This window comes from Mesorhizobium sp. B2-8-3 (genome assembly GCF_006440815.1).
Taxonomy (GTDB): Bacteria; Pseudomonadota; Alphaproteobacteria; order Rhizobiales; family Rhizobiaceae; genus Mesorhizobium.
Genome location: NZ_VFTW01000002.1, coordinates 55,923 through 71,507, shown reverse-complemented (window position 1 = coordinate 71,507; position 15,585 = coordinate 55,923). Strand labels below are relative to the sequence as shown.

At 64.7% G+C, this 15,585-nt stretch carries 11 protein-coding genes; 8 read left to right on the top strand and 3 right to left on the bottom strand.

What is annotated here, in order from left to right; translation table 11 throughout:
* Positions 1-91: 91 nt before the first annotated feature.
* Together FJ418_RS03305 and FJ418_RS03300 are read left to right on the top strand one after the other, a co-directional pair.
* Positions 92-2,122 carry a prolyl oligopeptidase family serine peptidase gene (locus FJ418_RS03305; protein ID WP_140863558.1) on the top strand — a complete coding sequence of 677 codons (2,031 nt, stop codon included), beginning with the start codon at positions 92-94 and terminating at the stop codon, positions 2,120-2,122.
* Between the two features lie 12 nt (positions 2,123-2,134).
* Positions 2,135-3,394, top strand: coding sequence for an FAD-binding oxidoreductase (locus FJ418_RS03300; protein ID WP_140659187.1), 1,260 nt, complete (start codon positions 2,135-2,137; stop codon positions 3,392-3,394).
* A 13-nt stretch (positions 3,395-3,407) separates the two neighbouring features.
* Here the strand turns inward: FJ418_RS03300 and FJ418_RS03295 are convergent, their stop codons facing one another.
* Entirely contained in the window at positions 3,408-4,301 is an 894-nt protein-coding gene (locus FJ418_RS03295) for a LysR family transcriptional regulator (protein WP_140659188.1), read from the bottom strand.
* A gap of 118 nt (positions 4,302-4,419) precedes the next feature.
* Between FJ418_RS03295 and FJ418_RS03290 the strand changes: the two genes are divergently transcribed.
* Positions 4,420-5,772 (top strand): aromatic ring-hydroxylating dioxygenase subunit alpha, encoded by a 1,353-nt coding sequence (locus FJ418_RS03290; RefSeq protein ID WP_140863556.1) that lies wholly within the window; start codon positions 4,420-4,422, stop codon positions 5,770-5,772.
* A gap of 619 nt (positions 5,773-6,391) precedes the next feature.
* On the opposite strand, the gene FJ418_RS03280 is transcribed toward FJ418_RS03290, so the two are convergent.
* On the bottom strand, positions 6,392-6,964 hold the full coding sequence (locus tag FJ418_RS03280; protein ID WP_348643077.1) for a MarR family transcriptional regulator: 573 nt from the start codon (positions 6,962-6,964) through the stop codon (positions 6,392-6,394).
* A gap of 506 nt (positions 6,965-7,470) precedes the next feature.
* Positions 7,471-8,619, bottom strand: a complete 1,149-nt coding sequence (locus tag FJ418_RS03275; protein ID WP_140863554.1) for an FAD-binding oxidoreductase — start codon at positions 8,617-8,619, stop codon at positions 7,471-7,473.
* Between the two features lie 213 nt (positions 8,620-8,832).
* Here FJ418_RS03275 and FJ418_RS03270 point away from each other — a divergent pair, with 213 nt between their 5' ends.
* The 5 genes from FJ418_RS03270 to FJ418_RS03250 all read left to right on the top strand — a co-directional run bounded on the left by FJ418_RS03270 (position 8,833) and on the right by FJ418_RS03250 (position 15,560).
* Positions 8,833-9,738 (top strand): LysR family transcriptional regulator, encoded by a 906-nt coding sequence (locus FJ418_RS03270; RefSeq protein ID WP_140863552.1) that lies wholly within the window; start codon positions 8,833-8,835, stop codon positions 9,736-9,738.
* A gap of 90 nt (positions 9,739-9,828) precedes the next feature.
* Entirely contained in the window at positions 9,829-11,907 is a 2,079-nt protein-coding gene (locus tag FJ418_RS03265; RefSeq protein ID WP_140863550.1) for a hydantoinase/oxoprolinase family protein, read from the top strand.
* 4 nt (positions 11,908-11,911) lie between these two features.
* Positions 11,912-13,897 (top strand): hydantoinase B/oxoprolinase family protein, encoded by a 1,986-nt coding sequence (locus tag FJ418_RS03260; protein ID WP_140863547.1) that lies wholly within the window; start codon positions 11,912-11,914, stop codon positions 13,895-13,897.
* Positions 13,894-14,196 carry a (2Fe-2S)-binding protein gene (locus FJ418_RS03255; RefSeq protein ID WP_140863545.1) on the top strand — a complete coding sequence of 101 codons (303 nt, stop codon included), beginning with the start codon at positions 13,894-13,896 and terminating at the stop codon, positions 14,194-14,196. Before FJ418_RS03260 ends, FJ418_RS03255 begins: the two co-directional genes overlap by 4 nt.
* A complete protein-coding gene (locus tag FJ418_RS03250) occupies positions 14,193-15,560 on the top strand; it encodes an FAD/NAD(P)-binding oxidoreductase (RefSeq protein WP_140863543.1) in 1,368 nt (455 codons plus the stop codon). Before FJ418_RS03255 ends, FJ418_RS03250 begins: the two co-directional genes overlap by 4 nt.
* Positions 15,561-15,585: the final 25 nt, after the last annotated feature.

The following is a 15,585-nucleotide window of genomic DNA, read 5'->3' as shown; positions in this document are numbered from 1 at the left end:
GTCTAGACAATGCTCCGACTGTCGTTATGGTTGGGTGCGTGAGCTTGCCGTGGCGATAGCGCCAGGTTGAGCGCGGTGTTGGGAAGTCGAGATGAGCAGCGTGCGGAACTCCGGATCGATGATCGCGCCGATTGCCGGCCGGATGTCGGGGGATTTCCGCTCCGCCGCGGAATTCGCCGAGGCAGCGGGTTTGTATGCCGCTCTCTTCGGGCTGGACGGGCACGTCTTCGCGGCTCGCTCTCTTTGCGGTCACGCCTCCAGCGATGCGATGTTTTTCATCGGCCAGAGCTTCGAGGGCGGCCTCGATGGCGCGCCGGTCAGCCGTCTCTACCAAATGCGGCGCGGCGGTGAATCGCCTCAACGGCTCAATGATGCGGAGACCAGGCAAATCAGTCTTGCGCCAGACGGAGAGAGCTTGGCGGTCGCCTACGCCGGTGGAGAGGCGGGCATCGACCGCATCGAGATCTGGTCTGGCGGCGAAGGCACCGCGGTGGCGGATGTGCCCGGCCGGATCGAGCTGATGGACTGGGCGCCCGATGGCCAAAGGTTGCTGCTCGTCGTTGCCGGCGTCGGCGCGGATCTGGCTGGAATTCACGGCGGCTACGCGCAGAAGCAGAAGACGGATGCGCCCGCATGGCTGCCCGAAGTGGGTTGGGGCGAAGGCGAGGACCTTTGGCGCCGGGTTTGGATCTGGGATATGAAGGCCAAACCCGCGCCGCTCACATCGGCGCCGGTCAATGTATGGGAAGCGAGCTGGTGCGGCGCCGACAAGATCGCCGCCGTGACCAGCGATGACCATGGCGAGGGCAGCTGGTATGCGGCGAAGCTTTCGCTGATCGACGCGAAGTCGGGATCGGCCACCCTTCTTCACACGCCGCGCGACCAGATCGGCGTTCCTCGCGGCTCGCCCGACGGCGCCCGTATCGCCTTCATCCAGGCCTTCTGCAGCGATCGCGGCCTTGTTGCCGGGCAGCTGTCGATCCTAGATCCGTTCGGCGGCGAGGTTGCAGTCGTGCCGACCAATTCGATCGACGTCACCTCGATCGAATGGCGCTCCGCGTCCAGCTTGCATATGGCAGGCATCCGCGGCCACGAGACGGTGCTGGCCGATTGCGATGTCTCCAGCGCAGGGGTGACCGAACGCTGGTCGTCGACCGAATTGACCTGCGGCGAGTGGGCGCCCTCCAGCGTGCCGGTCGGGGCCGCGGGCTCACTCTTCATCGCGGAGGCTTATGACCGGGCTCCATTCCTGGCCGAAGTCGCCGACGGCGGACTGCGCGAAATCGCGTCGCTCATGGCGTCTGATGCGCAATCCGCAATGGCCGGCCGCGGCAAGGCCGAGCCGTTTTCCTGGCGTGCCCGCGACGGACTCGAAATCCAGGGCTGGCTTGTCCGCCCGCTGGCGGCAGCCGGGCCGACGCCGCTGCTGGTCGATATCCATGGCGGGCCGATCTCGTCCCATCGCAACCGCTGGATGGCGCGAACGCGTTCCGCTCCACTGCTCGTCTCGCGCGGCTGGACGATTTTCTTTCCCAACCCCAGGGGCAGCACGGGACGCGGGGAAGCCTTCGCCCGCGCCGTGCAGGGCGACATGGGCGGCGCCGATGCCGACGACATTTTGAGCGGCATAGATGCCCTGGTGGAGAAAGGCCTGGTCGACCCGGATCGCGTCGCCGTCACCGGCACCAGCTATGGCGGCTTCATGTCCGCATGGCTGCCGACGCGCAGCGGCCGCTTCGCCGCCGCCATTCCGATCTCGCCCGTCGGCGACTGGTACAGCCAGCATCGCACGACGCAGATACCGGAATTCGACGCGCTGATGCTGGAATCCTCGCCATGGGAAGAAGGCGGCGCCTATTTTACCCGCAGCCCCGCCTTTTACCGGCAGCTCAGCAAGGTCCCGACGCTGGTCATGGCCGGCGGCATCGACAAGAGCACGCCGCCCGGCCAGGCGCTGGAGTGCCATTTCGCGGCCTTGCGCTCGGGTTCGCCAAGCGCGCTCGCGACCTATCCGAGCGCCGGCCATAGCCTGCGCGGCTATCCGGAATATATCGACACCGCCGCCCGCATCGTCTGGTGGCTTGACACCTATGTTGGCGGTTCTTCGACCGCGAAGATCTAAGGAGGAAGAGAAATGCCGGCAGCAAGCAACAGCAAGCATATCGTGGTCGTGGGCGGCGGCATCATCGGCTGCTCCACCGCCTACCATCTGCTGAAGTCGGGTGTGAAGAACGTGACGCTCGTGGAGGCAACCGAGCCGGGCGCGGCAACGACCAGCGCCGGCGCTGGCTTCGTCTCGCATTGGTCGGCCGGCATGATCCCGGCCGGCGAAGAAGGCCTTCGCCTGCAGCAATACGGCCTCGACTTCTACCGCATGCTGCATGAACTGGGTACCGAGATCGGCTACCGGCCGAACGGCACGCTGATCATGGCGCTCACGCCGCAGGGGCGCGAGGATTTCGTCATGCCGGTGCTCCGCTCACCCTATGCGCCGAAGGAGATGCAGGATCTGAACGCCGCGCAGATCGGCGAGAAGATGGGCGGGCTGGTCGATCCGGCGAAAGTTCATTCCGGCGCCTACAACCCGCATGGCATCCAGCTCGACACCAAGCTCGCGCTCGGCGTGCTGGTCAACGAGATCAAGAAGCTCGGCGGCGTCGTGCGCGACAGGACCAGGGTCCTGAAGATCGAGGACGCCGGCGGCAAGGTCACGCTGGAAACCGACCGCGATAGCATCGAGGCCGATGGCGTGGTCGTGGCGGCGGGCGCCTGGAACAACGAGGTCCTCGCCAGCCTCGACTGGCACCTGCCGCTGCTGCGGGTGCTGGCCACGCGCGTGGTCACCGACGATCGAGGCCTGCCCTCGACGCTGCCGACCATCCAGTGCCGCGAGTTGCGGCTTTGGCTGCGCGAAACCTTTGGCGCGATCATGTGGGGCACGGGCAGCCACTACACGCCGATGCATCGCCTGGAGGAGAGCGACCTCGAACCCGGCCAGCCGCATAATCGCGAGCTGATGCAGTCCATGGTCGATCACCAGATGGGCAAGCTGCAGGAAGTCTTCCCGCCGCTCCGCGGCTCGCAGGTCGCGAACTGGTCGCAGGGCATCCCCTGCTACACGCCGGACGTTGGCTTGATGGTCGGGCATGTGCCGGGCCACGCGAACATCGTCGTCGCGGGTGGCGACAACGAGACCGGCGTCAGCCATGGACCGGGCCTCGGCAGGCTGGCCACCGAGATCCTGCTGGACACGCCTCGCTTGGTCGATCCGGCGCGCTTCAGGGTCGACCGCTACGCGCGCGATGCCTTCCCGAGCGAGGAAGATGTCGAGGCCTCGATGCCCGCATGGAGCGCGCGCCACGGCGCCAGGCGTTTCGCCACCGCCGCGGAATGAGACCGGCGGCAGGTCAGCGGGTCGTCGCGCTGTCGAGCAGGGCTTGCGCCACCATCTGTTCGGTCGGCGTCGTCTTCCTGCGGGTGACGATGTAGAACGCATCGGCATGGCGGCGCGGAGTCCTGGTCAACCGCACCAATTGCCCGAGCCTGAGCTGCTCTTCGACGAAGCCGGCCCAGGCGAGCGCCGCGCCGCGGCCGGCTATCGCCTCATGCATCATCGACAGATAGCTGGAGAATGTCGGACCGGGCAGGCTCCGCGTAGTGCCGATCCAGGATCTCCAATTGTCGATCGCATCTTCGGGAGCTGCGAGATGCAGCAGCGGCACGTCGAGGAAGGATGCCGGATCCTCCGAGGCCAGAGCAGGGTGCCGTTCGAGGAAGCCCGGCGAGCAGACGGGAAACCACTCCCCGTCGAACAGCTTGCGGGCGGCGAGGCCAGGCCAAAGCTCGGGGCGTCCGAAGCGTATCGAAATCCCGACTTCCGGCCGGCCGAAATCGTCGGGATTGCTTGAGGTCAGCAGCGTGACACGGCCATGCGTGACGAGCGAGGTCACAAGGTCGAAGCGCGGCATCAGCCAAGCCTGGACGAGGTCGTAGCCGCTGGCGATGACGAGGGAATCGCGATCGGCCTCCTGCAGGCGCGCGACGGCGTCGCGGATCGTGCCCAGCCCGTCTCGTATCGCCTCGGCCAGCGCGGCGCCGTTTTCGGTCAGCGAGACGCGATTGCCCTTGCGGGCCAAAAGGTCCAGCGCGAGCCGCTTTTCCAGATTGGCGATGTGGCGCGACACGGCCGATTGCGCGATGGCAAGCTCCTCGGCGGCGGTCGTCAGGTTGCCGCGTCGCGCGGTCGCTTCAAATGCGACCATCGCGTTGAGCAAGGGGAGCGAGGCTTTGAGCGTCTTCATCGAGGATAAGAGTATTCCATGACTTTTTGAGATGGAAGCCTGCCAAATCCATGGTTGATGAGTGCCGCAATTCGCTGCAACCCTGATCAAAAGGCATTAGCCAGCCGGGGAGCCCGCCATGTATGCAAACGACAAGATGTTGTCCGGCCTCGATCGCGCGCGCGTGGTCAGGCTGATTGACGAGCATCGCAAGGACTGGTCGCTGCAGCAGGCCTTCTACCTCGACCCGGACATTTTCGCGCTCGAGCGCGAATTGTGGTTCCCTCGCCAATGGGTCATCGTCGCCCATTTGAGCGAAGTGCCGGAGAAGGGCAGTTACGTCATCCGTCAATTGTTCGACGAGGAGATCATCGTCGCCCGTCATGGCGATGGCGAGGATGATATTGCCGCCTACTACAATGTCTGCACCCATCGCGGCTCGCGCCTGTGCGTCAAGGATGGCCGCGGCAAGCTGCTGGTCTGTCCCTATCATGCCTGGTCCTTCCGGCTGACCGGTGAGTTGCAGACCCGGCGCGACCTGCCCGAAGGCGTCGATGGCGACAGCCTCGGACTGCACAAGGTGCCGACGAAGGTGATGGGTGGTCTGGTGATATGCGGCCTCGATGCCTCCAGCCTGCCTGACATCGAACCGGCGGCGGCCGGGCTGACGGATCTTCTGCGCGAGAACGGGGTCGCCAACGCGCGCATCGTCGCGCGCAAGAATTACCTGACCAAGGCGAACTGGAAACTGGTGCTGGAGAATTTCCTCGAATGCTACCACTGCCGCCCGGCCCACCCCGAATATTTCCGCGTCAACGGCCATGTGAAGGTGACCGCCATGCGCGACGACTACAACGCCGCCGAATGGAGGCAGGAGATCGACGCCTGGCACAGCGTCATCGGCGACGCCGAGTTCCACAAGGGCGTATGGGAGCCAGGCGACCTGTACACGATGCCCTATGCCATGCATCGCAAGCCGATCGGCTCGGGCCGCCTCACGCTTTCCGACGATGGCCAGCCGGTCTCGTGCCTGATGGGCGGGCGCGGCAAGTATGACGGCGGCGAGAATGGGTTCCGGATCGGCCGGCTTTCGTTCCTGAGCGCGCCCAACGACTATCTGACGATGTTCCAGATGATTCCGCGCAACGCCAACGAAACCGACGTGATCCTGACCTGGCTCGTCGACAAGGATGCCGATCCGGCCGTGGACGCCGACAAGATTTCTTGGATGTGGGACGTGACGACCGTCCAGGACAAGAAGATCACGGAAGACAACGCCGAAGGGATTGCCTCGCGCGCCTATCGCCCCGGGCCTTATACGCCGCTGGAGTCGCAGACCGCCTTTTTCATAGAGACCTATCTATCGCAGATGCGCACCCTGGTCACCGGCGAACGTAGGGAAGGGGACGAGGCTTGGGCTGCGCCGTCACAGCTCTATGCCTCGCCGCAAGCAGCCTGCAGGGCGCAAAAAAATGGCCAGGCCACATCCTAAATGTTGTGACCGCGATCCAAATGTGGGTTGTCGCCTCGCGATAATCGCTCACTGGCGGCAGGCCGACACACGCGAACAATTGTCAGGAGCAGCCCTGTCGCCTTTATAGGCGTTTTCAGCCTGATCGTCGTTCCGTGATCTCTGCCGCACGTCTGCAAGCCACCCTCGATCTTATGCACGAAGTCGATAGCGTCGCGCGTCCCGCGGATGCAGCCGTCTCGGCCTGGTTTCGCGCCCGACGCTATATCGGCGACAGGGACCACGGTCAGATTTTAGAGTCGCTCTATGCGCTCCGGCATAAAGGACGGCTTGGCTGGTGGCTGGTCAAGCATGGGCGCGAGGATATGCCCCGGCACCCGGCTGCTGGCATGGCTCACGCTGAAGGAAGGCAGGACGCCCGAACAGACCAAACGCTTGTTCAATGGGGTGAAATTCGCGCCTGCGCTACGGTTATGTCGACGCTGGGAATGGTCATCCACCGCCGGGCCAGATCTATGTCGGAAAATTGGAAGGCTGGCCAAAGCTCCAGCCGCGCAGAGAAGTGGCTGATGCCATCGGGGTTTCATCGAAAGAGCCTAGGCGCAGTTCAATCTATGCCGAGGCGAAGTGATCTGTCTTCTCACGTGGAATAAATCTTCCTTAAGCTTCCGACAAGCGCTACCATTTCCTTCACGGACAGGGGAGAGAACAATGCCTTTTCGTGTTCGTGGATTAGATCTTTTGCAATATTACGAATTTCAATGCCTGCCGGAGTCAGCCTGAGTTCTTGCCGCCTCTTGTCATGGGGCGACTGACGCCGCTCGATAAAACCCCTCTGATCCAGTCGATCGACCAGAGCCATCATCGTCGCGCGATCGGTGCCGAGCGCCTGTGCAATGTCGATCTGCGAAACATCGGAGTTTTGGAATATCATCTCAAGGACCGCGAACTGCTTCTGCGTGATCTCAAGCGGCGCAAGCGATCGGCAAAAATCTCGATAAACGGCGATTTGCGCCAACGCGAGGTGAAAGCCGGTCAAGTCGTTTAGACATCCAAAATTCAAGGTGTCCGCCATCTTTTCAACCTCCTGGATCCTCGACATTTTCGCCAAAATCGCAGGTCCTTTCCCGCCCTCGTTAGTTACTGCTGCTGAAGACAATGACGAAAAGATCTCGACTTCAGAGGAAGTCCTGGAAGTGATGCGATCGGTCATGTCCATTGCCTCCTGAACAAGATTTTGAGCAAGCGACTACGGTTCAGCATTCATCGCGGGCAGAGTGGAGATTTGCGCTCTCCAAAGTGCCGTCGATCAGCTTCTAAATCGGCTTTTACCGTCAGTATTAAGCTAAAGCGCGATAAGACACATCGAGTTGAAGGCTGAACTATGTTTATACATAAGTTCAGCGGTTGCGGCCATATAACAAGCACTCATCTTGCGCGCATAGGCGGCAGACGTAATTGACAAATCTGGCGAATAATTATCCGAAATGTTTCAAAGAAGCTTTCAGAGTTATTGCCTTACCAATGTATTAATTGAATAATTTGTTTAAAATTCTATCAGTTTGTGGTATAATATTTTTTAAAAAGTAATCACCTATATCATTCGGCCGCTGGTTTTCTTGGCCCGCTAAAGGAGCGCTGCTGTTCCGTGACGCATCGGAGACGATGCCGACCATCGCCCCTCGCGCTAGCCAGCCAACTGCTCGCGGCCGCGAGCCATCACCCTGCGGATATAGTCAGCTGCCCCTTCAGGGCGGCGCGGTTGAAGCGGTCGATCCTGAAATCGTCCAGCGGCGTTTCGCAACCGCCTGTCATTATGAGTTCGGCCATGGCGTCGCCGACGCCCGGACCGAGCTGGAAGCCATGTCCGCTGAAACCGAAGGCGTGGAACAAGCCCGGCGTTGTCGCCGAGCGTCCGATGACCGGCAGCATGTCCCGCACATAACCCTCGCAGCCGGACCAGGTGCGGATGACCGCGACCTCTGTGATTGCTGGCAGCAGCCGCGCGACCGCGCGCAATTGCATCGGCAGCCGCATGGGGTTGGCGGCCGCGTGGCCCGGATCGAGGTCCACCGCGACCCTTTCGGCCGCGCCGCCGAAGACGATGTTGCCTCGCTCGACCTGGCGCAGATAGGCGCCATGGTCCTTGTCGCGCGTCCAGATGCCGACCACCGGCAGGATCCGATGCGGCAGCGGCTCGGTCACGCCCATTTGCGGGCCGCGGGCGTCCAGTGGGACCTCCTCGCCGAATTCAGCGGCGATGCGCGCGCCCCAGGCGCCGGCGGTGTTGAGCAGGCACTCGGCGGCGAATGCGCCTTTCGAAGTGGCAACAAAGAAGCCGGAACCCGAGTGCCTGATCGTGTCGACTTCAGCGTCTTCGACGATTTCCGCGCCGAGCTTGCGGGCAGCCTCGGCAAAGGCCGGCGCGATCAGCCTGGGGTTGCCACTGCCGTCTTGCGGCGAGAACGATGCCGCGATCGCTTCGGGACCGAGGCCGGGAAAGCCAGCACGGATCTCGCGTGGGCCAAGTTCCTCCAGCTCGAGGCCCCAGGGCCGCGCGGCTTGGGCATAGGCCCGCATGTCGGCAAGGCTTTCTTCATCGAAGATCAGCCGGATGTGACCGGTGGCGCGGAACTCGACGTCGCGGCCAAGCATCTTTTCGGTGTCGCCCCACAGTCGGAGCGAACGGTGGGCCAGTGGAAGCTGGGACAGATGGCGTCCCGTGCGCCGGATGTTGCCGAAGGAGGCGACTGTCGCTCCGGTGCCGACCCGATTGCGCTCGATCAGCGTCACGCCCGCGCCGCGCCTGGCCAGGAAATAGGCGCAAGCCGTCCCCATCAGTCCACCGCCCAGCACGATCACATCCATGGTTACTCCCTAGAGCATGATCCCGAAAAGTGGGAACCGGTTTTCGGAAAGATCATGCTCCAACAAAGAGCTAGATGATGGCTATTCGACCAAATGTCGTCCTCATCTAGCGTGGAGCGGATGATCCCTGACGACGCCGATCTTGTCGGCACCGCTTCATTGCGTCAAAGATGGGTTTGGATAACAGCCATAAGCTTAACCTATGGAGTGGCAATGCGGGCCCGTCAGCTCGAAGTGTTCATTGCCGTCATGCGCGCGGGCACAGTGACCGCCGCGGCGCGGATGCTGAACATTTCCCAGCCAGCGCTCAGCCAGATCCTGCTCCACACCGAGGACGAACTCGGCTTCACGCTGTTCGAGCGGGTGAAGGGCCGCCTGCGGCCGACCCCGGAGGCGCTCGAGATCTTCGCCGATGCCGAGAGGCTGTCGGCGGGGCTGGAGGGCCTGCGCCGCAAGACCACCGACCTGCGTTTGGGCCGGACGGGGCTGGTGCGGGTCGCGGCCTCGCCGCCGCCGGCCATGGCGATCTTACCGCGCGCGTTCACCAAATTCCGGGCGCAGCATCCCGATATTCTGCTGCGGTCCCATATGGCGCCGATCGCCGCGATCGTCGACATGCTGCGCGCTGGCGATGCCAGCCTCGGCGTGGCGTTGGACGACCGGTTGCCTCCCGATATCGATGCGGAGGTGATCGGCAGCGTCGGCTTCGCTTGCCTGCTGCCCGCCGGGCATGCACTGGCCGGGAAAACCGAGTTGAGACTCGCCGATCTCGCCGGGGAGGAGTTGATATCCTATCGCGGAAACACCCGTCCCGCTGACGAACTGGCCCACGCGGCTCGCGCGCAGGGCGTGACGCTTTCGCCATCGCTCGAGATCGACGTCTCCATCTCGGCGGTCGGCTTCGTCCAAGCCGGCCTGGGTATCGCCCTGGTCGACGCGCTGCTGCCCTGGCACCAGTTTGCCGGGCTTGCCATCAGGCCGCTCGCGAACGGGCCGGAATTTCCGATCGCGCTGCTCACCTCGCGCACACGGGCTCTCTCGCGGGCCGATGAAATGATGCGCGACCAGATCCGCGCGGCCTGTTCCGTCGTGCTGGGCAGTGACGAGACAAAGGCATAAGCAAGACTTATATCGTTCCGCATCATCCATCTTGGACGCGGACCATCCAGCCGTGCCAGCTTCCTGCAGGCAGACAGGAAGGGACGCATCATGGATGGTGCCATCGCGGCGAACGAGGCGCGGAGCGAAGCTGACTGGAAGGTCGGCGTCGACATCGGCGGGACATTCATCGATTTCTGCGCGCTCGAAGCAAATTCCGGACGCGTCGCCTCGCTGAAAGTGCTGACGACGCCGGAGGATCCGGGCGCCGAGCTGATGACGGGGCTCACGCTTCTGGCCGAACGCGAAGACTTTGATCCTGCCCGTGTGACGCGCTTCGTGCACGGTACGACCGTCGGTATCAACACCATCATCCAGCGCAAGGGCGCGTCGCTCGCGCTGTTCACCAATGCCGGCTTCGAGGACGTCATCGAACTCGCGCGGCTTCGCATGCCGGACATGTATTCGCTGTTCTGCACGCGACCGGATCCGCTGATCTCGCGCGACATGGTGTTCGGCATTCCCGCGCGCATGCGTGCCGATGGGAGTGAGTCCAAGGCGCCGGATATGGCGGCGGTGGAGAAAGCAATCGTGGCGGCGAAAGCCTGTGGAGCCCAGGGTATCGTCGTGTCCTTCCTCCATTCTTGGCGCAACGCCGCGCAGGAAGCCTCCGTGCAGGCGGAGATCGCCCGTCTTGCTCCCGATCTCTTCGTCTTCTCCTCGGCTGAGGTGTGGCCCGTCATCCGCGAATACGAGCGCAGCTCGACCGCCATCCTCAACGGCTATGTCCATCCGCGCGTCTCGGGCTATCTGACGGCGCTGGAGGAGCGGCTGAAGGGCCGCGGCGTGCCGGCCCGGCCGATGCTGACCAAGTCGAATGGCGGGCTGATGAACGCCGCCGAGGGCAAGCGCGCCTGCGTCAACATGCTTTTGTCGGGAACGGCCTCCGGCGTCATCGGCGCCTCGTGGCTGGCGCGTCAGGCAGGCCAAGACAAGGTGCTTACCCTCGACATCGGCGGCACTTCGGCAGACTTCGCCCTGATCATTGGCGGCGAGGCGCAGTTCGGCACCGGCGAACTGATCGGCGAATTTCCGCTGCATATCCCCTCCGTGTCGGTCAGCTCGATCGGTGTCGGCGGCGGCTCGATCGCCAGTGTCGATGCGCAGGGGGTGCTGCGGGTCGGACCGGAATCGGCCGGTTCGACGCCGGGACCGGCCTGCTACGGCCGTGGCGGCGAGCGCGCGACAGTGACCGACGCCATGGTGGTGTGCGGATGGCTCGGTCACAGCGATATGGCCTATGGCCAGCTGCGGATCGATACTCAACTGGCGCATCGCGCGGTTGGCGACCTTGCCGCCCGGCTCGGCCGCCCTGTCGAGCAGACGGCACAGACGATCCTCGATATCGCGGTATCGGAAATGTTCGTCGAGGTCGAGAAGCTCGCCTCGCGCGCGGGCGTCGACTTGCGCGAATTCACATTGATGCCCTTTGGCGGCGGCGGCCCGATGCTCGGTGCCTTTCTTGCCCGTGAGCTCGGCATGAAGCGTGTGATGGCGCCTCGCCGCCCCGGCGTGGTGTCGGCGCTCGGCGGACTGGTGGCGGATTTGCGCGGGGACTTCATTCGCACCATCTTCACCCCGCTCTCGGCCGTGTCGCTCGCCGGAATTCGCGAGGCCTTCGAGGCACTGGCGCAAGAGGGGCGCGACTGGCTTGCGGCGCAGGGGCACGATGCAGCGGCGGAACTCAGTCTCTCCTGCGACATGCGCTGTGTTGGGCAAAGTTACGAGATCGAGGTCGTTCTCTCGCCGGAATGGCTGACGGAGGGCAATGCGGCCGCCATCGCGCAGGCCTTCCATCTCACCCATCAGCAGCTCTACGATTTCCACGATCCGGATGGCGAGATCGAGCTTGTGAACGTCCGGCTGTCCGCCATCGGCGCCGGGCCGAAACTCTCCCTCCCGGAGACCGACGAGATCGACGCTCCGGCCATCCCGGCGCGCCGTCTTCCCGTCTACACCGGCGCGAGCGTCGAGACGGTCGACCTGCACGACCGGCAGACCCTCATGCCGGGCAGCACGTTCCATGGGCCTGCCGTGGTCGTTCAGGAAGACACCACATTTGCGATCCCCGCGGGAGCGCAGGCACGGGTCGACCGCCATCTCAACCTTCTGCTGACCTTCCCGGAGTGACGCCATGTTTGACCGGACAAACCTGCAGGTTCTGGCGAACCATGCCCGCGCGGCGGCCGAGAATATGGCCCACACGCTGCACCGCACCGCGCACTCCGCCTTCGTCAAGGAGACGCAGGATTTTACCGTGATGCTGATGGATCGTTCAGGCGCGACCTTCGCGGTGCCGATGGAACTCGGCGCCACCTGGTATCCGGGGCTTTCGTATCACCGCGCGATCGCGATGGTCGAAGACTACCGGCCGGGCGACGTTGCTTTCACCAACGATCCCTATTCGGGCCACGTCGCCACGCACGCGCCCGATACGCATCTATGGAAGCCGGTCTTCGTCGACGGCGACATCGTCGCCTGGACCGGAGGGCATATCCACAACACCGATATGGGCGGTGCGGTGCCGGCTTCGCTCAGCCGGGCGCTGACCGAAATCCATCAGGAAGGCATCCGCTTTCCGCCCATGAAGCTGGTGAGGGAGAGCGTCTTCGACGAGATGATCCTGCGGATCATGAGCACCAATGTGCGCAAGCCCGATCTCAACATCGGCGACATCAAGGCGCTGGTCGGCGCGCTCAACACAGGCGAGCGCAAGATCCAGGCGATGGTGCGGAAGTTCGGCAAGGCCGGCTTCATCGAAGGCGTTGCCGCTCTTCTCGACCATGCGGAGGCGCAGGCGCGCGACGTGCTGCGCGCCATGCCCGACGGCACATGGGAATTCTGCGACTATGCCGACGAGGATTCCGTCGAGGCCAATCCGTGCCGGCTGAAGCTGACGCTGACGATCAAGGGCGATGCGGCGGTGCTCGACTTCACTGGCTCCGATCCACAGCTCGGCTCCTCGCTCAACGTGCCTTCGGGCGGCGACCCGCGACACACCATGCTGCTGGTGGGTGTCTACTACGTGCTCTATACGCTCAACCCGAAGATCTTGCTCAACACCGGCCTGACCCGGCCGTTCACCTGCATTACGCCTCAAGGTTCGGTGCTGAACCCGCTTCACCCCGCCGCCGTGGGCATGCGCTCGCTCACCTGCGCCCGACTGCGGTCGGTCATCTTCGGTGCCTTCTCGCAAGCGATGCCCGAACGCCTGCCCGCGGCGCCAGCCGGCAACAACTGTATCGTCAACGTCATGACCACGGACGAGCGCACCAGCCGGACCGTCATCACGGCGGTGAACCCCGTGGTCGGCGGCGGCGGCGCGATGCCGCATCGCGATGGGACCAACGGATCGGGCGCCGATGCCGCCTATCTCAAGAACACGCCGATCGAGATCACCGAGACGGAGACCCCGGTCGAATTCGTGAAATACGGGCTCGCCAAGGACAGCGGTGGCGCGGGGCGATGGCGCGGCGGGCTGGCGACTGAGATGGCCTTCCGCGTCTTTGCCCCCGATTCCAGGATCACGGCCCGCAACCGCGACCGCAGCTTCTTCCGTCCCTGGGGTGTGCTGGGCGGCAAGGCGGCCGGCCTGTCGGACATGGTCGTCAATCCGGGGACCGAGCACGAGCGACGGCTCGGCAACATCGACACGGCGGTCCTGCAGCCTGGCGACGTGCTCGATATCCGCTCCGCCGGAGGCGGCGGGCGCGGCGATCCGCGTCAGCGCGAGCCCTGGCGGGTCGCGCAGGATGTGCGACGCGGCTACGTCTCGACGACAGCTGCCGAGCACGACTATGGCGTCGTCATCCGCGGCGGCGAGGTCGATGAGCAGGCAACGGGGCAACTGCGTGCGCGGCAGGAGCCGGCCGCCGGCCATTTCCATTTCGGTCCGGAGCGCGACGGCTACGAAGCGCAGTGGACGCCGGACGCCTATGACCGGCTTCATGCGGTTCTGGACGCCTTGCCGATCCATTGGCGCTTCTTCGCCAAGACGGAAATCTTCCGCCGCATGAAAGGCCGTTGCGGGCCGGAGGGGGTCCAGGCGGCTTTCGGTGCCGTCTGCGAACGCTTCCCCGAACTGCCGCGTCCTCGCCTTGTGCGAGAGGCCGCGGAATGATCACCGCCGGCCGCATCGTTCGGCTCGCCGAGTTCGACCGGGCAGAGGTGCATTTCTATCTCGACGGGCAGATGTGCGCTGCATTGGCGGGCGACACCGTGCTGACCGCGATGCTGGCGTCAGGCCACGCGCTGCGAAAATCCGAGTTCGGACCCGAGTGGCGCGCCGGGTTCTGCCTGATGGGAGCCTGCCAGGATTGCTGGGTGTGGCAGGACGAGGGACCGCGCCTGCGGGCGTGCTCTACCCTTATCGTGGACGGCCTGCGGTTGCGGACGGCGCCGCCGGAGAGCTGGCCATGAGCGAGACGGCGCCGCCTCGGATCGTGATCGTCGGCGCCGGCCCCGCCGGCATAAGGGCGGCGGCGACGCTGGTCGATGCCGGGCTCCATCCGGTTGTGATCGACGAAGGCAATCGCGCGGGCGGACAGATCTACCGCCGCCCGCCTGCTGGCTTCATCCGCACGCCGGAACAGCTCTATGGGTCGGACGCGGCCAAAGCGCGCGCGCTGCATGCGCTCTTCGACCGGCTGGCTGCGGAGGGACGGCTTACTCATTGCGCGGCGAGCTCGGTCGTCGCCGCCCATGAGGGGCGACTGCACGTGCTGGGGGAGGTCGGTATCGAGGTGATCGGCTACGACCGCGTGATCCTTGCCACCGGCGCGTCAGACCGCGTCGCTCCGGTCCCCGGTTGGCAGAACGCCGGCGTCTACAGCCTCGGCGCAGCGCAGATCGCGCTCAAGGCGCAGGCCGTGGCGCTCGGGCCACGGATCGTGCTGATGGGATCCGGGCCTTTGCTTACTCTGGTTGGTGCGCAACTCGTCAAGGCTGGAGCCGGCGTTGCGGCGGTGCTCGACACCTCGCCATGGCACCAGCAGATGCGCAGCTTCCGGAGACTTGCCGCCCGGCCGATCGTCGCACTGCGCGGCCTGGCTATGCGGGCGAGGCTTGGCGGCCGCTATCATGCGGGCGTGACGCTCGAGCGGATCGAGGCCGACGGGCAAGGTGTCACGGCGATGCGCTGGCGCGACGCCGGCGGAAGGCAGCGCCTCACGCCATGCGACATGATCGGCATGGGCTGGCATCTGCGCGCCGAGACGCATCTGGCCGACTTGGTCGGGTGCACCTTCACCTATGACGAGCAGTGGCGGCAATGGCTGCCGAGGGCGGACCAGATGGGGCGCGCCGGCAAAGGGGTCTACCTTGCGGGTGACGGGGTTCGCCTGCTTGGGGCGGACGGCGCGGAGATTGCCGGCCGCCTCGCGGCGGCGGCGTGCCTGTCCGATCTCGGAATTCCGGCTCCCTCCACTAGCGCCGACCTGCGCAAGCTCGCGCGGCTCGAGCGCTTTGCCCGCGGTCTGGCTATCGCCTTTCCCTGGCCGGAGGCGATGGCGCGGGCGCTCCCTGACGACGCGATCGTCTGCCGCTGCGAGAACGCAACCGCAGGAGGCATACGTGAGAGCGTGGAGCATGGCGGTGGCGAGGCCAACAGGGTGAAATCGCTATCGCGCGTCGGCATGGGGCGCTGTCAGGGGCGTTATTGTCAACTGGCCACCGTCGAACTCATCGCGGCGCAGACCGGCTGCACGCCCGACGCCATCGGCCGGTTTCGCGGGCAGGCCCCTGTGCGGCCTGCGCCTATCGGTGCCTTTCTCCGGCAAGGCTGACGCGATTGCGAAAACCGCGCCTCGG